Source organism: Vibrio sp. OPT20, from assembly GCF_963889365.1.
Lineage (GTDB): Bacteria > Pseudomonadota > Gammaproteobacteria > Enterobacterales > Vibrionaceae > Vibrio > Vibrio splendidus.
Window position 1 is genome coordinate 90,893 of record NZ_CAWPOA010000031.1, and the last position, 21,122, is coordinate 112,014.

Consider the following 21,122-nt stretch of genomic DNA (forward strand, 5'->3'; position numbering starts at 1 on the left):
TATTTTTCTCCTCCGACCTAATTTATGATAGTTCTAATCAGAACGATATAAGATAAGTGAACTGAATTTTGACTGATTTTGCTGCGCGACTAAAGCAAGTTGCAACCAACCCTAAGACCTTCTCTCAATTTGGTCGTGGTGTTGAAAGGGAAACGTTACGCTACACGGAAGATGGGCATCTTGCGACTGGGCCGCACCCAAAGGCTTTGGGATCTGCGTTGATGAACGGATGGGTAACGACCGATTTTTCTGAGTCGCTACTGGAGTTTATTACGCCTGTTTCTAACGACGTTCCGACGCTTTTGAATCAGTTGTCTGATATCCACCATTTCACACAAACCAAGTTAGATGGCGAAAAGATGTGGCCGCTTTCTATGCCTTGTTATGTAGGCAGTGAAGATTACATTCAGCTAGCGCAATACGGCACCTCTAACAACGGCAAAATGAAGACGCTATATCGTGAAGGCCTAAAGCGCCGTTACGGTAGCCTGATGCAGATTATTTCTGGTGTTCACTTCAACTTCTCTTTCCCAGAAAGTTTTTGGGATAGCCTGTTTGGAGAGCAAACAGAAGAAACGCGTTGTGAAGCTAAGTCAGATGCGTACTTTGGTTTGATTCGTAATTATTACCGTTTTGGTTGGTTAATCCCATATTTCTTCGGTGCTTCACCTGCACTATGTCCTTCTTTCATCAAAGGAAGAGAGACAAAGCTACCTTTTGAAAAGATTGGTGAAACGCTGTATCTACCAAAAGCAACGGCACTTCGCCTGAGTGATCTTGGCTACACCAATAGTGCTCAAAGCGTATTAAAGATTGGCTTCAACAGCCTAGACCAGTACCTTGAAGGTTTGAACCAAGCGATTCGCACGCCATCAGAAGAGTTTGCTGAGATAGGCACTAAGGTTGATGGTGAATACCGTCAATTGAATAGTAACGTTCTTCAAATCGAGAACGAGCTTTATGCGCCAATTCGCCCTAAGCGCGTGGCGAAAAGTGGTGAAAAACCATCGGAAGCGCTGGCTCGTGCTGGTGTTGAGTACATCGAGGTTCGTTCTTTGGACGTAAACCCATTCAGCTCAATTGGTATCAATGAGCAACAAGTTCGCTTCCTCGATCTATTCTTAACTTGGAGTGTTCTATCTGACTCTGCTGAGATGGATAACTGCGAACTTGAATGCTGGCGCGATAACTGGAACAAGGTGATCTTAGAAGGTCGTCAGGTTGGTTTAGAACTCAAGATTGGTTGTGATGGCGAGAGGCTGTCTCTGCAAGATTGGGCTAAACGCGTATTCAAAGATCTTCGTGTTATCGCTGAGTTGATGGATGCTGAACAAGGTGGTCGTGCATACCAAGAAACGTGCGATACGCTTGAAACTTGGATTGATAACCCAGAGCTGACCATTTCTGGCCAGTTGCTAGAAGAGACCAAAAAATTAGGTGGCTTGGGTAAAGTGGGTTGTGCGTTAGGAAAAACGTACGCTCAGCAACACAAAGCACACCAATATAAAGTTTACTCAGCTGAGTTGATGGAAGCGGAAGTTCAACGCTCTGTGATTGCTCAGCAACAAAGTGAAGAAGCAAGCACTCAAGATTTTGACAGCTTCTTAACGGATTATTTTTCGTATTTAAAAGCATAGCGAGACTTTGGTGGAAAGGAAGCAAGCCTTATTAGGCCAGCCTAAACGCGTAAGTGGAAAATGGTTGCCAGTAGTGACTGTTGGTGTTGTCTCTAGCCTATTGGTTGGATGTGCCACGCCACCGCCAAAGCAGCAAGATAACTTGTGTAGCATCTTCAGAGAACACCCGTCGTGGTATGAAGATGCTCTCGATATGCAAGAAGAGTGGGGCACGCCGATCAACGTAGCGATGGCTTTTGTGAAACAAGAGAGTAGCTATCGTCATGATGCTCGCCCGCCTAAAGATTACATTCTTGGTTTTATTCCGTGGGGACGCGTGAGTAGTGCCTACGGTTATGCACAAGCTCAAGACCCTGCTTGGAAAGATTTCCAAAAGGCGACCAATAACGGTGGTTCAAGAACCAATTTTGATGATGCATTGATGTTCATCGGTTGGTACACCAGCGAGACGCGTCGTCAGCTTGGTATCTCACTATGGGACCCGTATAACCAATACCTGGCTTATCATGAAGGTCGTGGTGGTTATAAGCGTAAGTCATACAATAGCAAACCATCGTTGATTAAGGTGGCACGCAAAGTCGAACAGCAAGCAAAAGATTATGGATGGCAGCTTAAACAGTGTCGTAAAGAACTAGAAGACAATAGAAGTTGGTTTTTCTAAAGCCAACCGTCATGGAGAAGAGCAATGCCTTTATTAGATAGTTTCACTGTTGATCACACGCGCATGAACGCACCTGCAGTTCGTGTAGCTAAAACAATGCAAACCCCAAAAGGGGATACCATCACTGTGTTTGACCTGCGTTTTACTGCGCCAAACAAAGACATCCTATCTGAGAAAGGTATCCATACTCTAGAGCACCTTTACGCAGGATTTATGCGTAATCAATTGAACGGTTCAGATGTAGAGATTATCGATATTTCACCAATGGGCTGTCGTACTGGTTTCTACATGAGCCTAATTGGTACGCCTTCAGAGCAGCAAGTAGCAGACGGTTGGTTGGCTGCAATGCAAGATGTGCTGAAAGTTGAGAATCAAAATAAGATCCCTGAGCTGAACGAGTACCAATGTGGTACCGCGGCAATGCACTCTTTGGATGAAGCTAAAGATATCGCTAATGCGATCATCGCTGCCGGTATCTCTGTAAACAAAAATGATGAACTGGCACTGCCAGAGTCGATGCTTCAAGAGCTTAAGATCGACTAGTCATTGTTAGTTCACCTTGAATACGCTTCACTCTAGAGACAGAGCGAGTTAGATACTAAAAGGCCCGGTTCAATGAACCGGGCCTTTTTCGTCAACGTATTTTAGGACGAGACATATTTTAGGGTTAGGCAGTTGTCGCAGTGAGCTTGTGATTACTCACTTAGTTATCCCAGTCCAGCAAACCACTTTTATCCGTTAACGATCTGCGGGAACACGCGAACGAGCTTGATACGGTTCTCTTCGAGTTCGACAATTTCCATAGGATGACTCGCAACCTGAACACTCAGGTGACTTTCTGGAATGTCTTCAAGGTGTTCCAGTATTAAACCATTAAGTGTTCTTGGGCCGTTTGTAGGTAGTGTCCACTGCAGGCCTTTGTTTATGTCACGGATATTGGCGCTGCCTTCAATCAAGAAGCTGCCATCGCTTTGCGGTGTGATCTCTTCAGATAAGCTTGGTGCAATTGAGGTCGTAAACTCACCAACGATTTCTTCTAGAATATCTTCAAGGGTAACCAAGCCGTTGATATCGCCATACTCATCCACAATCAAACCTATGCGCTGTTTATTGCGCTGAAACTTAAGTAGTTGGATATTGAGTGGTGTCGCTTCAGGAATAAAGTAGATCTCATCCGCAGCACGCAACAGTGTCTCTTTATTGAATTCGTTCTTTTCAAGCATCAAGCGGTAAGCTTCTCGTAACCTAAGCATGCCAACCACTTCATCTATCTGGTCACGATATAACACAATACGCCCATGAGGGGAGTGAGTTAATTGGCGAACGATAGATTTCCAGTCATCATTGATGTCGATGCCAGTGATTTCATTTCGAGGCACCATGATGTCGTTCACGGTTACGTGTTCTAAATCTAAAATAGACACCAACATATCTTGGTGGCGCTGAGGTATAAGGCTTCCCGCTTCATTTACCACGGTTCTCAGCTCTTCAGAACTTAAGTGGTCGGTCGCATCATGGCGGGCTTTGACGCCTAAGATACGAATAAAACCGTTGGTAATGAAGTTCACCAATATCACCAATGGTGACAATACCTTCATCAGTATCATCAAAAGGATACTACTGGCGTAAGAGACACGCTCTGGAAACAGAGAGGCGATGGTTTTTGGGGTTACCTCGGCAAACACGAGGATCACGAGAGTCAGGACACCGGTCGCAATTGCGACGCCGATATCCCCGTAGATGCGCATACCAAGAATAGTCGCGATCGCAGACGCAAGAATGTTGACGAGATTGTTGCCGATGAGAATGAGGCCGATCAATCTGTCTGGGCGGTTCAGAAGTTTTTCTACGCGTTTGGCACCTTTATGACCCGTATTGGCCAAGTGCTTTAAACGGTAGCGGTTCAAGGACATCATGCCCGTTTCGGAACCAGAGAAATAACCAGAAATTACAATGAGACACGCGAGTAGCGCAAATAAGATACCCGTTGATATGTCGTCCAAAACTATTCTTTTCCTATTTGTGTATCTTGATTAATTTATGACCGAACATGGTCGAGATGTCAATTGAATCTAACGGACTCAATATTTTAAAGGCAAGGTGTGTGAGACCTTGCCTTCATATTACAGACTAATTCAGGATGATTTCCTGAACGAAGCGGCTACCGAAGTAGGCTAATGTGAGCATGCTGGCACCGGCAAGTGCGAACCAAGTGACTTTTTGTCCACGCCAACCTTTCTGATAGTGACCCCACAGAAGGATGGAGTAGATAACCCAAGCAATAAAAGACAATACAGCCTTGTGTGCTTTTCCTTGAGCAAACATATCTTGTACGAAGATAAGGCCAGTCAATAAAGTACCTGTTAATAAGCCATTACCGATCAGAATGATCTTGAAAAGCTGTCTTTCCACCATCATTAAAGGAGGTAGGTTAGGGTTTATCACTAACGCTTTTTTCTTTTTAAGTTTGTGATCTAGCCACGCAAGCTGTAGGGCGTATAGCGCACCGATAGTCAACGTCGCGTATGAGAACAAAGCCAAAGAGATGTGCAGTAGCAGCTTTGGGTCATTCTCTAGATGTTTGATGAACGTGCTTGAAAGAAAAGTGGCAGCCATTAGATTTAGAGCAGCGAAGCTATAAACAACCGGCAAGATGAACCACAAACGGGTTTTGAGCATCGCACCGCTCATGACCAAAGAGATGATTAAACTGATCAATGAAGCAACGTTCAAGATACTGAGGTTTTGGCCACTGGCATTAAAAATTAAATCGCCAAGCAACCAAGCATGGAAAGCTAAAGCAAGTAATGCGCTGATAAACACCGTTTTTACGCGGATTCCTGTTTGGTGCACGAGACCTGGAATGATCGTGGAAATCGCCATTGTATAAAGAAAGGCTGCTGCGATCGCAATAAGACTGTCCATGGTATCCATTTAAATGATTACTAATTGGAGAATTATACCTCGCATCGCTCTTTGGGGCTATGGTGAACCTCATTCAATTCCAAGTGAATAATGTCTCACATCACAAGCGTGGATGATTAACGCTCTACAACGGGTATGACTCTAATCCGCGCTAATGTATACTCACAGTAATAGTCGCAGTTTTGAGCGAAGAGAAAACTATGTTTGATAATTTAACGGATCGTCTATCCAAAACGCTGAAGAACATCAGCGGTAAAGGTCGTCTGACCGAAGACAATATAAAAGAGACGCTGCGTGAAGTACGTATGGCGCTACTTGAAGCCGACGTTGCACTGCCCGTTGTCCGCGATTTTGTTAAGCGCGTAAAAGAAGGCGCTGTGGGTGTTGAGGTTTCTAAATCTCTAACTCCTGGTCAAGAATTCATTAAGATCGTTCAAGCTGAGCTTGAAGCTGTGATGGGTGAGTCTAACGAGGCTCTTGACCTAGCAGCACAGCCGCCAGCCGTTATTTTAATGGCAGGTCTACAAGGTGCGGGTAAAACCACATCGGTAGGTAAGCTATCTAAGCTCCTGACTGAGCGTGACAAGAAGAAAGTTTTGGTTGTGTCTGCCGACGTTTACCGTCCAGCGGCAATCAAACAGCTTGAAACGTTAGCAAGCGATGTTGGCGTCGACTTCTTCCCATCTTCAGCTGATCAAAAGCCTCTTGATATTGCAAACGCTGCAATCGACCATGCGAAGAAGAAATTCTACGACGTGCTAATTGTCGATACTGCTGGTCGTTTGGCTATCGATGAAGAGATGATGGGCGAGATCAAAGAGCTTCATACTGCAATTAAACCAGTAGAGACTTTGTTCGTTGTTGATGCAATGACTGGTCAAGATGCTGCGAACACTGCAAAAGCTTTTGGTGATACGCTACCACTAACCGGTGTTATCTTGACGAAAGTTGATGGTGATGCGCGAGGTGGTGCTGCACTGTCTGTTCGTCATATCACTGGCAAGCCGATTAAATTCTTAGGTGTTGGTGAAAAGACTGACGCACTAGAACCATTCCACCCAGATCGTGTTGCTTCTCGTATCTTAGGTATGGGCGACGTACTGTCTCTTATTGAAGACCTACAGAAAAACGTTGATACCGAGAAAGCAGAGAAACTGGCTAAGAAGTTCAAAGAGAAGAAAGGCTTTGACCTTGAAGACTTCCGTGAGCAGCTTGGTCAGATGAAAAACATGGGCGGCATGATGGGCATGATGGATAAGCTTCCAGGCATGTCTCAGCTACCAGACAACGTTAAAGATAAAGTTGATGACAAGATGTTCAAGCAAATGGAAGCGATCATCAACTCTATGACAATGAAAGAACGTCAGCGTCCAGACCTAATCAAAGGCTCACGCAAAAAGCGTATTGCTGCAGGTTCTGGTACGCAGGTACAAGATGTAAACCGTATGCTTAAACAGTTCACTCAAATGCAGAAGATGATGAAGAAAATGCAGAAGGGTGGAATGAAAGGCATGATGCGCAACATGCAGGGCATGATGGGCGGCGGTGGAGGTATGGGCGGAATGGGTGGTGGTTTTAACCCGTTTGGTCGATAATCTACAAATGTAAGCTTTAGCTACGTTACTTTTCATAGTGTTAGCCGTGTCACAGAAAGTGTCCGGTTGCTATGTTGGTGAAAAAATAGCTAAAGCCCTTGCATTGCACCGGAATAAGAGTAAAATTCCGGGGCTTTAATTTGGCACGAGACCCCAAGCTATTTACTTATACTTGGGGTTAATTATTTTATTAAGAAAGCAAAGAGGACGACATGGTAACCATTCGTTTGGCACGTCACGGTGCAAAGAAGCGCCCATTTTATCAAATCGTAGTTGCGGATAGCCGTAACTCTGTAACTGGCCGTTTCATCGAGAAAGTAGGTTTCTTTAACCCTACTGCTCAAGGTCAAGAAGAAGGTCTACGTCTAGACCTAGATCGTGTTAACCACTGGGTTGGTCAAGGCGCATCTCTATCTGATCGTGTAGCTAAGCTAGTTAAAGACGCTCAAAAAGCGGCTTAATTCTTTTTTAAAGAGAAATAGCTTATGTCGATGAAGGGTAAAGAAACGATGAGCGAGCAAAATAATAGAATTGTCATGGGTAAACTTGGGTCTACCTATGGTATTCGTGGCTGGCTTAAAGTGTTCTCCTACACAGACAATGCTGAAAGCATATTTGATTACAGCCCTTGGTATTTAAACCAAAAGGGTAAGTGGGTTGAGTACAAAGTTGAGAGCTGGAAACGTCATGGCCAAGGTTATGTATGTAAGCTAGCGGGATTAGATGTTCGTGAAGACGCGCAACTGATGACTAACTTTGAAATTGCTATTGACCCTGCTTCGTTACCTGAATTGTCAGAAGATGAATTCTACTGGCGCGAATTGTTCGGTATGCAAGTTTTTACCACTAAAGGTTACGACCTTGGTGAGGTCACTGACCTATTAGAAACTGGCTCGAACGATGTTCTAGTAATTAAAGCAAATCTTAAAGATGCTTTTGGCCAAAAGGAACGGTTAGTACCGTACCTTGAAGAGCAAGTGATCAAGAAAGTTGATCGCGAAGCTCGCCGGATCGAAGTTGACTGGGATCCTGGATTCTAACTCCAAATTACAGAGCGAGAGAACACATGTGGGTTGGCATTATTAGCCTGTTTCCTGAAATGTTCCGTTCTGTTACTGATTTTGGAGTAACAGGTCAAGCGGTTAAAAAAGGTCTTTTATCTATTGAGACATGGAATCCTCGCGATTTCACTCATGATAAACATCGCACTGTTGATGATAGACCTTACGGTGGTGGTCCTGGCATGTTAATGATGGTTCAGCCTTTGCGCGATGCTATCCAAACTGCCAAGCAAGCAGCACCGGGAAAGACGAAAGTAATCTATCTTTCACCTCAAGGTCGTAAACTCGACCAGAAAGGTGTTGAAGAGTTGGCAACAAACGAGAACTTGCTTCTTATTTGTGGTCGCTATGAAGGGGTAGATGAGCGCATTATTCAATCTGAAGTCGACGAAGAATGGTCGATTGGCGATTTTGTGATGACGGGTGGCGAACTGCCAGCCATGACGTTGATTGATTCAGTCTCTCGGTTTGTTCCGGGTGTACTTGGAGATTTCGCTTCAGCAGAAGAAGATTCTTTTGCAAATGGTTTGCTAGATTGTCCCCATTATACGCGCCCTGAGGTGCTAGACGATAAAGATGTGCCATCGGTACTCAAGTCTGGAAACCATAAGGACATTCGTCGCTGGCGATTAAAACAATCGTTGGGCCGAACTTGGCTAAGAAGACCAGAGCTCCTGGAAAACCTAGCTCTGACTGACGAACAGGAACAATTACTGGCTGAATTCATTAAAGAGCAACGCTCTTAACGAAAAGCAAGCAGTAACCTATTAAATTTAGTATCAGTTTATTCTAGGAATTTATACAAATGAGCAACATCATCAAGGCTCTTGAAGAAGAGCAACTAAAATCAGACCTTCCTAAATTCGCACCAGGTGACACTGTTGTAGTTCAGGTTAAGGTAAAAGAAGGTGACCGTGAGCGTCTACAGGCTTTCGAAGGCGTTGTAATCGCTATTCGTAACCGTGGTCTACACTCTGCATTCACAGTTCGTAAGATTTCGAACGGTGAAGGCGTAGAGCGTGCGTTCCAAACTCACTCTCCAATGGTTGATAGCATCGAAGTTAAACGCCGTGGTGCAGTACGTCGTGCCAAGTTGTACTACCTACGTGAGCGTTCTGGTAAGTCAGCTCGTATTAAAGAGAAGCTTACTAAGAAGTAATTCTTTTTGCATTCTATCGATAAAAGCGGAGCCATTTGGCTCCGCTTTTTTGTGTCTGCTATTTAGAGTTTCACAGATAAGAGAACCCCAACTCACTTGTCCCTCGCTCTTGAGGATGACGGACTAAAACGAGACTCACATTTAACTGTCATTCCCTAGACTGACGAAGGAAGGAGTAGGGAATCTCTATTCGTACCATGCTATAGGCAATAAAAAAGGATTGACGTTAAACGCTAACCCTTCAAAATTTACTCGTTACTCGTTACTCGTTACTCGTTACTCGTTACTCGTTACTCGTTACTCGTTACTCGTTACTCGTTACTCGTTACTCGTTACTCGTTGCTCGCTTAGTGTGGGTCTTCTGACCAACCATCGCTATCTGACATGTCTGGTGCGCCAGCGATGCTGTTCTCTTCGTCTGCCCATTCACCGAAATCAATCATCTGACATTGCTTACTGCAAAACGGGCGGTGTGGGCTTTGTTCGCCCCATTCAACGTCGGCATTACATTGAGGGCATTTAACGATGGTGATTTTTTTCGACATAGTGATTCTTAATTAGAGGGTATTGTAAGAAAGAGTTTAGGCTCGAGTGAGGGCTCAAGCCAAACTATAAAAGGAAATTAATTAGCTGCAGACAGCCAATTCAAATTCGATGTCTTGAGTACAGGCTTGTCCTGTTTCAAAGCTCATGAACTTAACGGCAAAACGGTTTTTATGCCCGGAGATCATCGGGTAAGCACCGTATTGCATTGGAATAGAAAGGCGAAGGATATTCGCTTCATCAGCATCGCTCTGGAAGAAGCCAGCGCGAGCAATTTGCTCTTTAAAGTGACCAGTCTCTCTGGTGAGCTTTAACCATAGTGTTAGCGCTTCATACAGAGGCTGTAGGCTATCCATCCAAGCTTTGGCATCTCGCATTCTCTTATCGAGAGGAAGATGCAGCCAATAATGCAGTGCGGGTAAATCAAAGCAGCATGAGCCACCTGGTAAATTAAAGCGTTGACGTATGGCACTCAAGAAGCGGTCTTCTTTAAGTGACTGCCCAAAACGCTCCGCCTGCATCAGTTCACGATAGATGTTACTAATATCGTTGAGTAGTGAAGTCAGCATCTCTTGATCGACACCTTCAACATCTAACCAACTTTTGTAGGTTACACGCTGCTTCTCAATATCTTTTGCAAGTTCACTCTTGAGTTGGATCTGTTCGAAGATTTCAATCAGATCAAAGATGGAACGGAAAAAGAGTTGATACTGTTGAGCATCGGAAAATGTAGAAGACAAGTGCAGCTGCCTCAAGAGTGATTCAACTCTTAAGTAGATGCGTGTTTTCTCATTTAGAGGATGTTCAAATTTGTGGGTGATCATCGAGCAAACCTTCATTCAACATTATTCTATTCTGACCCATCTACAGTACTGATTGCCAGATACTTTTGATGTAAATCTGTGATTTGAGGCAAAAGTTCTTGGTTTTTAGTATGGTTTTTAATCACGTCATCTGCAACTGCTAAGCGTTGTTCTCTTGAAGCCTGTGATTTTAAAATTGATGCAACTTGTTCCCTAGAAACATTATCACGACTCATCGTACGCTCTATTTGCACTTCTGTTGGCACATCAACGATTAATACGCGATCGGCCATGCTTTGCATTTGGTTTTCAACCAATAGAGGTGCGACTAATAAACCATAAGGGGATGTGACTTTAGACAGGTCACTGTCAATTTTGTTACGGATCATGGGATGAAGCAGGTCATTGAGCCATTGTTTCTCTGTGGGATCCGAGAAGATTAACTCACGTAGCTTACTTCGGTTGAGTGCTCCATCTTCAAGTAAGATAGCCTCACCAAAATGGTCGGTAATCTGCTTTAAGCCGTCACTGCCCACTGCAACGACTTCGCGTGCAACGATATCAGCATCGACAATATCAATATTAAAATGCTCATTGAAGAGGTTAGCAACGGTGGTTTTTCCACTGGCGATACCACCGCTTAATCCGATAATGATTGCCATGGTTAAATTCCTAGTACAGAAGTGAAATACCAACCCATGATGTCGTTACCCCACATCAAACTCACCCAACCCGCAATTGCAAGGTAAGGTCCAAAGGGAAAGGCTTTATCTATGCCTTGTTGTTTCAAGCGAAGTTGAATCAATCCGAAAACTAAACCGACAAGTGAGGATAGAAGAATGATCATTGGGAGATGTTGCCAACCGAGCCACGCGCCAAGCGCAGCCAGAAGTTTGAAGTCGCCGTAACCCATGCCTTCTTTGCCTGTCAGTAGTTTGAATAACCAGTAAACAGACCATAGCGCTAGATAACCTGCCATTGCGCCAATCACAGAATCTTGAAGCGATACTGGGCTGATATTAAACAGAGCTAACGCGATACCAGACCAAACTAAAGGTAAGGTAATTTGATCTGGCAGCAGCATAGTATCGAGATCGATAAAGGTTGCGGTAATCAATGCAAACGTGAAAAAAATCAGAGCGATGGCGTAGTAACTGAAACCAAAGTGGCTCGCGACTACGGTACAAAGTATCGCCGTAAGCAGTTCGACCAATGGATAACGAGCGCTGATTGGGTTAGCACAGCTATGGCACTTGCCCTTTAAGAACAACCAACTTAATACTGGAATATTGTCGATGATTCTTAATTGGGTTTTACATTTCGGGCAGGTAGAACGAGGGATACTGAGATTGAACTTTCCCTCTGGTGCTGGAATTTTATATTGAGAGAAATACTCCGAGCACTCTTGTTGCCACTCTCGTTCCATCATTATCGGTAAACGGTGGATGACTACGTTGAGGAAGCTGCCGATAAGAAGGCTAAAAATGAAAGCTAATACGGGGAATAGCCAAGGATAGTAGTGAAATACTTCCATAGTGTCCTTTACCACTTAATCAAGGTGAGCAGAGGTTGGCTGCTCATGGGTGTTTAGTTGCTTTTAACTATCCTAACACACTCATAAGATTAAAGATCGGTAAGTACATCGCGACAACAAGTCCGCCAACTACGGTGCCTAAAAATACGATGATCAGTGGCTCTAGAATCTTACCTAGGTTATCGACGGTGTTGTCTACTTCGAACTCGTAAATGGAAGCGACTTTATTGAGCATATCATCAAGATTTCCGGACTCTTCACCAATCATCACCATCTGCAAAACCATCTCTGGGAAGGCATTGGTATTGCGCATTGCAATGTACATCGGCATGCCTGCGGAAGTTTCACGGTGAACCTCGATGATGGCCGATTCATAATGCAGGTTGCCTGCGGTTTTAGCCGTTGTTTTAAGGCTGGTTAAAATAGGAATCCCTGAACTGAAACTGGTTGAAAGTGTTCGGCTGAACTTTGCAATCGATGCCTTGGTGATGACAGCACCCAATATCGGGAAGCGTAAACCAAGGCGACTGGTTGAAAGTCGAATCGAGTAGGATCGCTGACGCAGTTGCTGAAAAGACAGAATTAGTAAACCAATACCGATGGCACTATAGAAACTATAAGCCTGCATCCAATGGGAAAGATAAAGCACTTGCTGGGTGAACCAAGGTAAGTCTGCTCCGAAACCAGAAAACATCGATTCAAATTCAGGGATGACCATGGTCAGCATTAAGTAGGAAACGGTAAGGGCGACCGCAACAACCATTGCAGGATAGATGAGCGCCTTTATAACCTTGGATTTTAGTTGCTCACTCTTTTCACGATAGGTCGCCAAGCGTTCAAATACTTGTGCAAGGTTGCCGGAGAGTTCGCCTGTCGCGACCAAGTCGGTATAGAGGTCATCAAAGTGGCGGCTTGCGGTTCGCATCGCTTTTGAAATAGGAGTGCCTGCTTCTACGCCTTTACAGATATGCGACAAGATAGATTTCATCTCAGCTTTGCGATGGTTGTCTGAGACCAGCTTGATGGCTTGCACGATCGGCACACCAGTGGCGAGCATGGTAGCCAGTTGGCGAGTCAAAATAGTGATGTCTTTGGCTTTGACTCTATGGGTTAAACGAGTGACGGCTGAAATACTTTTCTTTTTGATTTTCTTAATCTGAATATGCTGTTCTTTGAGCTTCTCTCGCACTTCTAATTCGGTGAGCGCTAAGCTCTGCCCTGATACTTTCTTGCCAGAACTATTGATTCCCTTCCAATGGTAGTTTTTTAGTTGTGACTGTTTGCTTTTACTACTCATTTTCGCTCCGTGAATTATAGGTATAGAACACGTTGTAGCTCTTGATAGCTGGTGGTGCCTTCAAGCAGTTTATCTAGCCCTGACTCTTGTAAAGTTCTCATGCCTTCTCGGCGTGCCAAGTTTTCAATGGCTAACGCGTTCGGCTTGTCTATCAGGCTGCTTTTCAGTTGGTCACTAAACGGCATGACTTCATAGATACCGACTCGCCCAGAGTATCCCTGATTACACTCATTACATCCTTGTGAGCTGGCTTTGTAGATGATTTGGCTATTGGGAATAGAGTGGCGTAGAAATATATCAGGTGAGTCATCAGCGGCTTTACAGTGGTCGCACAATCGTCTTGCCAGTCGTTGGGCGATAATCAGGCTTAATGATGAAGCGAGGTTAAAGGGTTCTATTCCCATATGAGAGAGGCGAGTCACGGTTTCTGCTGCAGAATTGGTGTGCAGTGTCGAAAGCACTAAGTGGCCTGTTTGAGAGGCTTTGATCGCGATCTCTGCGGTTTCCAAATCACGGATCTCTCCGACCATCACCACATCAGGATCTTGTCGTAAAAATGATCGCAACGCTTCAGCGAAACCAAAGCCGATCTTAGGCGTCACTTGTACTTGATTGATGCCACACAGGTTGATTTCAACAGGATCTTCGGCTGTTGAGATGTTGCGTTCTGTTGTGTTAAGAACGTGAAGGCCAGTATAAAGAGAAACCGTTTTACCGCTGCCGGTTGGACCGGTCATTAAGATCATACCTTGCGGGCGTTTCAATGCATTAAGGTAGAGTGCTTTTTGATCCTCGCTGTAACCGAGCTTATCGATATCGAGATTGGCAGCGCTGCTGTCTAAAAGACGAAGAACGATCTTTTCTCCCCATAATGTTGGCAGTGTAGATACACGCATATCAATCGCCAGTTCGTCATTTAAGCGCAGTTTGATACGACCATCTTGAGGCAAACGACGTTCGGCAATATCAAGTTTGGCGAGAATCTTCAAGCGAGCCGATAGGCGACGACTTAAATGAGAGGCGGGCTGTTGAATTTCGACAAGGATGCCATCGCAACGTAGACGTACGCGGTAGTTTTCTTCATAAGGTTCGAAGTGGATGTCCGATGCGCCTTTACGTGCTGCATCAACCAGTATCTGATTGATAAAGCGACTGACAGGGGAGTCATCTTGGCTAAGGTCTTCAATGGACGTTATCTCGTCGTCAGATATCTTAACAAGGTTAGCGAGCTCATCTTGAGTGATCTCTTTACGCTTGGAGTCTTGCCCGGAAATCGAACGTCCATACAGCTTTCGTATTGCGCCTTCTAGTTCAGAGTAGTTAGCGACAACTAACTCAATCTGCAATCCGGTTGCGAATCGAAAGTCATCTTCAGCTTGTAAGTCGGTCGGGTCGGCCGAGGCAAGTGTGAGAGTTGAACTAGAAACAGATATTGGGATAGTGCGATACTTGGTTATCAGTTCACGAAGCCCTAATTGCTCACACAAGGATTCATAATCCGTATCGGCTAGTTGAACTAACGGTAAACCGAAAATGGTTTTGATGTTTTTTGCTAAGGAATCGCCGCTGAACAAATCCAGAACGAGCAAAGCTTCAGGTGTCGAAACACCTGAAGCGTGTACATGTTCCGCAACGGCTTGTTCTTGAGTCAGACTAAGAAGGTTAGCCTGGCGTAGAACGGTTGGGAGGTTGGTTAGCACTTATGAGCAGCCGTTAAGGATGACGCTCCTTGCTGAGCTAACATCACATGACCAGCTATCATCGACCCTAGATAAAGAAACTGAACTGCCTTTGCCACCACCACTAGTTATTGTCACATCAATCCCGCCAGAAGTTACAGCAATAGTACCTATACTAAAGTCTGTCGCCCCAATTGCTGCTGAACTTGTAGGAGCCGCCCCACTCACTGCCAAGTAATCTTCATAATTTGTTTTGAGAGCTGTTGCCGTTGCTAATGCCGCTCCTAAAGCACCTTTTTCAACGTATTCTTGATATTTTGGGATAGCAATCGCAGATAGAACTCCGATCACTGCCACCACAATCATCAATTCAATCAGCGTAAAGCCTTTCTGATTTGTTCTTTTGTTTTTGTTATTCATTGTTCTATTCCATTGTTTAGTTTGTTTCAGCGCAAGCACTGGTTGATGGAAAGAATAAAAGTCGAGATGGGGAAGTGGAATGGTGTTCAGGTTTGGCCGCGAGTGGTTTCGTGTTTATTAGTGTGGTGTTTCATATGGCTCGCAAAATTATGCGACCAACTTAAATAAGTGATTGAAATACTGATAATTTAGGTAATAAAAAAGGCACTGTTATCAACAATGCCTTTGACGGAAATATATTTACTATTCAGTTAATTACGCTTTAAATCTCATGGATAGGTCCATCGCTTTTAGATGCTTAGTCAGTGCACCAACAGAGATGTAATCAACACCCGTTTCAGCGAACTCTGCGATAGTGTCGAGAGTGACGTTACCTGAGTTTTCTAATGCAGCACGGCCCGCATTGATTTTAACCGCTTCACGCATCATGTCTGTGGTGAAGTTGTCTAGCATGATGATGTCTGCGCCAGCGCTGATCGCTTGCTCTAGCTCTGCTAGGCTTTCCGTTTCAACTTCCACTGGCTTACCCGGGTTAAGCTCTTTTGCTGTCGAGATAGCTTTTTCAATACCACCACAGGCGATGATGTGGTTTTCTTTGATTAGGTAAGCATCGAAAACACCGATACGGTGGTTGAAACCGCCACCACAAGCGACAGCGTATTTTAATGCGCTGCGAAGGCCAGGAATTGTTTTACGAGTGTCTAACAGGCGGCATTCGGTGTGCTTAACTTTGTCTGCGTAGATCGCTGTTGTTGTCGCACAGCCAGATAGCGTTTGAATGAAGTTCATGGCATTACGCTCACCGGTTAATAGCGCACGTGCTGGGCCAGTTAAGCTACAAAGCGTTTGGTTTGGTTCAACCTTGTCGCCATCTTCTACGTTCCACTCGATAGTCACCTCACCGCCCAATTGCTTAAACACTTCATCAGCCCAAGCTTTACCACAGAACACACCGTGCTCACGGGTAATGATGGTAGCGCTGTTGATTGCGTCTGCTGGGATTAGACTTGCCGTAATATCAGCCGCTGGATCTAACGTTCCGCCTAGATCTTCTTTGATGGTCTCAGCCACTGAGCGAGTGATCTCTAGAGGCAGTTGCTCTTTTAAGTAGTCAAGGCGTTGGTGGCTGTTATGTGTGTTTTTCATCGCAAATCTAATCTTGAAAGGGAGTGGGAATGGAATGATACTCTTGCTTAACTTCAAATTAAAGAGGCTAGCGTGACTGCTCTATGGGTAAGGTCACATCTTATTGTGCTAGCAGAAAAGAAAGTGAGACCAAGATGACGATCAGCTCCAACGGATGGTATGACAACGCTCGGCATGTTCCTTCCCCGTATTTTGATGTTAGACCTAGTGTCTGCGATATCTCTCTGCTGGTGGTTCACAACATTAGTTTACCTCCGGGGCAATTTGGTGGGCCTTACATCGAACAGTTTTTTACGGGCAAACTTGACCCAGAAGAACACCCGTTTTTTCAAGTGATTCACCAAATGGGTGTGTCTGCACACTGCTTGATTCGTCGTGATGGTGAGGTTGTGCAGTTTGTTTCGTTCCTTGATAGAGCTTGGCACGCTGGCCAGTCCAGCTTTGCAGGCCGTGAAAGGTGTAATGATTACTCGATTGGTATTGAACTGGAAGGCAGTGACTTTGTGGCTTACACCGAGCAGCAGTATCAAGCGCTTACCCAATTAACGGAAACACTGGTATCGAGCTTCCCTCAAATTACCACTGAACGAATCACAGGCCACCAATATATTGCGCCTCTGCGCAAAACCGATCCTGGTTTGGTTTTCGACTGGCAGAAATTTAAAGAAAAGCTCAAGGGCTAACCCTCAACTTTAGATAGCCTTACTGCTGTTAGGCGTTGAATAGTCAACGCCTGGCATAATGACTTGTGAATTTTTGTTGTTGCTATGTAAAGAAAGTGGTGGAGAGGAGAGCATCAATAAATCGAGAGTGTGACGAGCTTATCAAACGCTAATTTATTAAAACTTATGAACAGAATTTCCATCCTAAATGTGCGCTTGGTTTGATTTTTAAACAAGTGGCACTAATCTTTCTGAAACAATTCATTTTTATCCTGAAACTTTCTAGCACGAAACCTCCCCAAAAGTATTACCCCTGTAAATGGTAAGACCAATTTGGTTGCTGTTTTAAATTTCATTTGTTAAATCATGGTTAATTCATGCTGTGTTCTATGATGCAGGTCAATTTTGCACTGGACAGTGGCGTTTTAATTATGTTAATTTCTGCCCAACTTAAAATTGGTATTACCAATTGTCAGCGAAGAAAAAGAAGAACAACAAACTATGGCTTATCAAAGGATTCGTCAGCCAAAACTCTCGGACGTCATCGAACAAGAGTTAGAAAGGTTGATAGTGGAAGGAACACTGGCTCCAGGGCAGCAGTTGCCGCCTGAGCGCGAACTAGCGAAACAGTTCGATGTGTCTCGTCCTTCAATCCGAGAAGCGATACAACGTTTAGAAGCAAAACGCTTGCTTACTCGCCGTCAAGGTGGAGGTACGTTTGTTAGCGAAAATATCTGGAAAAGCTTTTCAGATCCTTTGCTTAATTTGTTGTCGTCCCATTCTGAAACCCAACTAGACTTGTTGGAATCGCGTCATGCGATGGAAGGGATTTCGGCTTACTTTGCGGCATTGCGTGGCACTGATGAAGACTTTGCTCGAATTCAAGCATGCCAAGAAAAAATTCACGGCGCGCAAGATAAGGGTGATATTGAAGCCGAATCTGCAGCAGTGATGGCTTTTCTTATTGCTTTAACAGAGGCAGCGCACAATGTGGTGTTATTACACATTGTTCGTAGTTTGGCTCCGTTACTCGAACAAAATGTCTTAGAAAATTTAAAGCTGTTGCATCGTCGTAAAGACGTTGTGGAGAAAGTGAGTATACATCGAGCTAACATTGTAGATGCGATCGTTTCAGGGCAGCCAGAACAGGCGCGTGAAATGTCACATTCTCATTTAGCTTACATCGAAGAAACATTGATGGATTTGACCAAAGAAGAATCGCGCCGCGAACGTTCTTTACGTCGAATTCAACAGGGTAAATAGCCGTAATACTTCGGCTATTTACGTGTTTAGTAGAATCCAACTAACAAAAAGGATAGATCGCCATGTCTGACATGAAGCATGACGTTGATGCTCTGGAAACTCAAGATTGGTTAGAAGCTCTTGAGTCAGTAGTACGTGAAGAAGGTGTAGAACGTGCACAGTTTTTACTAGAACAAGTTCTAGATAAAGCGCGTTTAGATGGTGTTGATATGGCTACAGGCATCAACACAAACTACATCAACACAATTCCAGCAGCACAAGAGCCAGCTTACCCTGGTGACGTAACTCTTGAGCGTCGTATTCGTTCGATTATTCGCTGGAACGCAATCATGATTGTATTGCGTGCTTCTAAGAAAGACCTAGACCTTGGTGGTCACATGGCTTCTTACCAGTCAGCTGCAGCGTTCTACGAAGTATGTTTCAACCACTTCTTCCGTGCTCCAAATGAGACGGACGGTGGCGATCTAGTTTATTACCAAGGTCACATCTCTCCAGGTATCTACTCTCGTGCATTCGTTGAAGGTCGTCTAACTGAAGAACAGCTAGATAACTTCCGTCAAGAAGTTGATGGTAAAGGTATCCCTTCTTACCCGCACCCGAAACTGATGCCTGAGTTCTGGCAGTTCCCTACTGTATCTATGGGTCTTGGTCCGATCTCTGCGATCTACCAAGCGCGCTTCCTTAAGTACCTTGACGGCCGTGGCCTGAAAGAAACTTCAGCGCAACGCGTATACGCGTTCCTAGGTGACGGTGAGATGGATGAGCCAGAATCACGTGGTGCTATCTCTTTCGCTGCGCGTGAGAAGCTAGACAACCTATGTTTCCTAATCAACTGTAACCTACAGCGTCTAGACGGCCCTGTAATGGGTAACGGTAGCATCATCCAAGAACTTGAAGGCCTATTTAAAGGCGCAGGTTGGAACGTTGTTAAAGTTATCTGGGGTAGCAACTGGGATTCACTACTGGCTAAAGACACGACTGGTAAGCTTCTTCAACTAATGAACGAAACTATCGATGGTGACTACCAGACATTCAAATCTAAAGATGGCGCATACGTACGTGAGCACTTCTTTGGTAAGTACCCAGAAACAGCTGCACTCGTTGCAGACATGACTGATGACGAAATCTTCGCTCTTAAGCGCGGTGGTCATGATTCTTCTAAACTGTTTGCTGCATTTAACAATGCACAAGAGACAAACGGTAAGCCAACTGTAATCCTAGCTAAGACTGTTAAAGGTTACGGCATGGGTGATGCGGCTGAAGGTAAGAACATTGCACACGGTGTTAAGAAAATGGACATGACTCATGTTCAACACCTACGTGATCGCCTAGGCCTAGAAGACCTTCTTTCTGATGAGAAAATCACAGAGCTTCCTTACCTGAAGTTAGAAGAAGGCACGCCTGAGTACGAATACATGCACGCTCGTCGTAACGCTCTTCACGGTTACACGCCTGCACGTCTTCCTAAGTTTACTCAAGAGTTCAAGGTTCCTGAGCTAGACGCATTCGCACCTCTACTAGGTGAGCAGAAGCGTGATATCTCTACAACTATGGCTTATGTACGTACGCTAAACATCCTTCTTAAAGATAAGAACATTGGTAAGAACATTGTTCCTATCATCTGTGATGAAGCTCGTACATTCGGTATGGAAGGTCTATTCCGTCAGGTTGGTATCTACAACCCACACGGTCAAGAATACACACCTGAAGATAAAGGCATCGTTTCTTACTACAAAGAAGCAACGTCTGGTCAAGTTCTTCAAGAAGGTATCAACGAACTAGGTTCTATGGCTTCATGGGTTGCTGCTGCAACTTCATACAGCACAAACGATCTACCGATGATCCCGTTCTACATCTACTACTCAATGTTCGGTTTCCAACGTATTGGCGACATGGCTTGGTTAGCAGGCGACCAACAAGCTCGTGGCTTCCTACTAGGTGCTACTGCAGGTCGTACAACACTGAATGGTGAAGGTCTACAGCACGAAGATGGTCACTCGCACATTCAAGCGAACACGATCCCTAACTGTATCTCTTACGACCCAACGTTTGCTTACGAGCTAGCGGTTATCATGCAAGACGGTATCCGTCGCATGTACGGTGAGAACCAAGAGAACGTTTACTACTACCTAACAGTAATGAACGAGAACTACGCAATGCCAGCAATGCCAGAAGGCGCTGAAGAAGGCATTCGTAAGGGTATCTACAAGCTTGAATCTCACGCTGGTGCTAAGGGCAAAGTTCAACTAATGAGCTCTGGTACTATCATGAACGAAGCGCGTAAAGCCGCTGAAATTCTAAGCGAAGAGTACGGCGTAGCATCTGACGTATTCTCTGTAACGTCGTTCAACGAACTAACTCGTGACGGCCAAGCGGTAGAGCGTGACAACATGCTTCACCCAGAAGCTGAAGAGAAAGTACCGTACATCACGACTGTTCTTGGTAAAGAACCTGCAATCGCAGTGACTGACTACATGAAGAACTACGCTGAGCAAGTACGTGCGTACATGCCAACTGAGTCTTACAAAGTACTTGGTACAGATGGTTTCGGCCGTTCTGACAGCCGTGCAAACCTACGTCGTCACTTCGAAGTTAACGCTGGCTACATCGTAGTTGCAGCTCTAACTGAACTGGCTAAACGTGGTGATATCGAGAAGTCTGTTGTTGCTGAAGCAATTGCTAAGTTCGATATCGACACTGAAAAAACTAACCCGCAATACGCATAAGACTGGCATTA

At 44.7% G+C, this 21,122-nt stretch carries 21 protein-coding genes; 11 read left to right on the forward strand and 10 right to left on the reverse strand.

All coding sequences use genetic code 11. The annotated features are described in order from the left end of the window. Positions 1-68: 68 nt before the first annotated feature. From gshA to luxS, 3 genes are read left to right on the forward strand one after another with little or no spacing between them, the layout of a single operon-like run. The gene (gene gshA / locus AACR09_RS01630) at positions 69-1,637 is read left to right on the forward strand and encodes a glutamate--cysteine ligase (protein WP_029406033.1); all 1,569 of its coding nucleotides are present in this window, start codon (positions 69-71) and stop codon (positions 1,635-1,637) included. A gap of 10 nt (positions 1,638-1,647) precedes the next feature. Beyond that, the gene (locus tag AACR09_RS01635; RefSeq protein WP_193835916.1) at positions 1,648-2,298 is read left to right on the forward strand and encodes a transglycosylase SLT domain-containing protein; all 651 of its coding nucleotides are present in this window, start codon (positions 1,648-1,650) and stop codon (positions 2,296-2,298) included. A gap of 24 nt (positions 2,299-2,322) precedes the next feature. Next, on the forward strand, positions 2,323-2,841 hold the full coding sequence (gene luxS / locus AACR09_RS01640; protein WP_017079953.1) for an S-ribosylhomocysteine lyase: 519 nt from the start codon (positions 2,323-2,325) through the stop codon (positions 2,839-2,841). Between the two features lie 188 nt (positions 2,842-3,029). Here the strand turns inward: luxS and AACR09_RS01645 are convergent, their stop codons facing one another. Together AACR09_RS01645 and AACR09_RS01650 are read right to left on the reverse strand one after the other, a co-directional pair. Further along, positions 3,030-4,301: an HlyC/CorC family transporter gene (locus tag AACR09_RS01645; protein WP_004735502.1), complete on the reverse strand. Its 1,272-nt coding sequence runs from the start codon at positions 4,299-4,301 to the stop codon at positions 3,030-3,032. Positions 4,302-4,428: 127 nt separating this feature from the next. Continuing rightward, complete coding sequence (locus AACR09_RS01650; RefSeq protein ID WP_017079954.1) at positions 4,429-5,223, reverse strand: cytochrome C assembly family protein; 795 nt, start codon at positions 5,221-5,223, stop codon at positions 4,429-4,431. A 200-nt stretch (positions 5,224-5,423) separates the two neighbouring features. Between AACR09_RS01650 and ffh the strand changes: the two genes are divergently transcribed. The 5 genes from ffh to rplS all read left to right on the forward strand — a co-directional run bounded on the left by ffh (position 5,424) and on the right by rplS (position 9,038). Beyond that, positions 5,424-6,818, forward strand: a complete 1,395-nt coding sequence (gene ffh, locus AACR09_RS01655; protein WP_004735506.1) for a signal recognition particle protein — start codon at positions 5,424-5,426, stop codon at positions 6,816-6,818. Positions 6,819-7,030: 212 nt separating this feature from the next. Beyond that, positions 7,031-7,279, forward strand: a complete 249-nt coding sequence (gene rpsP, locus AACR09_RS01660; RefSeq protein WP_004735508.1) for a 30S ribosomal protein S16 — start codon at positions 7,031-7,033, stop codon at positions 7,277-7,279. 24 nt (positions 7,280-7,303) lie between these two features. After that, positions 7,304-7,858 carry a ribosome maturation factor RimM gene (gene rimM / locus AACR09_RS01665; protein ID WP_004735510.1) on the forward strand — a complete coding sequence of 185 codons (555 nt, stop codon included), beginning with the start codon at positions 7,304-7,306 and terminating at the stop codon, positions 7,856-7,858. 26 nt (positions 7,859-7,884) lie between these two features. Then, the gene (trmD, locus tag AACR09_RS01670) at positions 7,885-8,625 is read left to right on the forward strand and encodes a tRNA (guanosine(37)-N1)-methyltransferase TrmD (protein ID WP_004735512.1); all 741 of its coding nucleotides are present in this window, start codon (positions 7,885-7,887) and stop codon (positions 8,623-8,625) included. Between the two features lie 59 nt (positions 8,626-8,684). Next, positions 8,685-9,038: a 50S ribosomal protein L19 gene (rplS, locus tag AACR09_RS01675; RefSeq protein ID WP_004735514.1), complete on the forward strand. Its 354-nt coding sequence runs from the start codon at positions 8,685-8,687 to the stop codon at positions 9,036-9,038. 347 nt (positions 9,039-9,385) lie between these two features. Here the strand turns inward: rplS and yacG are convergent, their stop codons facing one another. The 8 genes from yacG to nadC all read right to left on the reverse strand — a co-directional run bounded on the left by yacG (position 9,386) and on the right by nadC (position 16,460). After that, positions 9,386-9,583: a DNA gyrase inhibitor YacG gene (gene yacG, locus AACR09_RS01680; protein WP_004735515.1), complete on the reverse strand. Its 198-nt coding sequence runs from the start codon at positions 9,581-9,583 to the stop codon at positions 9,386-9,388. 81 nt (positions 9,584-9,664) lie between these two features. Continuing rightward, the gene (gene zapD, locus AACR09_RS01685; protein WP_017087400.1) at positions 9,665-10,405 is read right to left on the reverse strand and encodes a cell division protein ZapD; all 741 of its coding nucleotides are present in this window, start codon (positions 10,403-10,405) and stop codon (positions 9,665-9,667) included. Positions 10,406-10,431: 26 nt separating this feature from the next. Then, positions 10,432-11,046 (reverse strand): dephospho-CoA kinase, encoded by a 615-nt coding sequence (coaE, locus tag AACR09_RS01690; RefSeq protein ID WP_017088713.1) that lies wholly within the window; start codon positions 11,044-11,046, stop codon positions 10,432-10,434. Between the two features lie 2 nt (positions 11,047-11,048). Then, a complete protein-coding gene (locus AACR09_RS01695; protein ID WP_004735439.1) occupies positions 11,049-11,918 on the reverse strand; it encodes a prepilin peptidase in 870 nt (289 codons plus the stop codon). 67 nt (positions 11,919-11,985) lie between these two features. Further along, positions 11,986-13,215, reverse strand: coding sequence for a type II secretion system F family protein (locus AACR09_RS01700; RefSeq protein ID WP_193835917.1), 1,230 nt, complete (start codon positions 13,213-13,215; stop codon positions 11,986-11,988). 14 nt (positions 13,216-13,229) lie between these two features. Then, on the reverse strand, positions 13,230-14,915 hold the full coding sequence (pilB, locus tag AACR09_RS01705) for a type IV-A pilus assembly ATPase PilB (RefSeq protein ID WP_193835918.1): 1,686 nt from the start codon (positions 14,913-14,915) through the stop codon (positions 13,230-13,232). After that, complete coding sequence (locus tag AACR09_RS01710; RefSeq protein WP_193835919.1) at positions 14,916-15,314, reverse strand: type IV pilin protein; 399 nt, start codon at positions 15,312-15,314, stop codon at positions 14,916-14,918. A 255-nt stretch (positions 15,315-15,569) separates the two neighbouring features. Further along, positions 15,570-16,460, reverse strand: a complete 891-nt coding sequence (nadC, locus tag AACR09_RS01715; protein WP_017079961.1) for a carboxylating nicotinate-nucleotide diphosphorylase — start codon at positions 16,458-16,460, stop codon at positions 15,570-15,572. An 83-nt stretch (positions 16,461-16,543) separates the two neighbouring features. Here nadC and ampD point away from each other — a divergent pair, with 83 nt between their 5' ends. The 3 genes from ampD to aceE all read left to right on the forward strand — a co-directional run bounded on the left by ampD (position 16,544) and on the right by aceE (position 21,111). Next, positions 16,544-17,143, forward strand: a complete 600-nt coding sequence (ampD, locus tag AACR09_RS01720) for a 1,6-anhydro-N-acetylmuramyl-L-alanine amidase AmpD (protein ID WP_054541864.1) — start codon at positions 16,544-16,546, stop codon at positions 17,141-17,143. Positions 17,144-17,623: 480 nt separating this feature from the next. Further along, positions 17,624-18,385, forward strand: a complete 762-nt coding sequence (gene pdhR / locus AACR09_RS01725; protein WP_004735446.1) for a pyruvate dehydrogenase complex transcriptional repressor PdhR — start codon at positions 17,624-17,626, stop codon at positions 18,383-18,385. Between the two features lie 62 nt (positions 18,386-18,447). Next, positions 18,448-21,111, forward strand: coding sequence for a pyruvate dehydrogenase (acetyl-transferring), homodimeric type (gene aceE / locus AACR09_RS01730; RefSeq protein WP_004735447.1), 2,664 nt, complete (start codon positions 18,448-18,450; stop codon positions 21,109-21,111). Positions 21,112-21,122 lie beyond the last annotated feature (11 nt).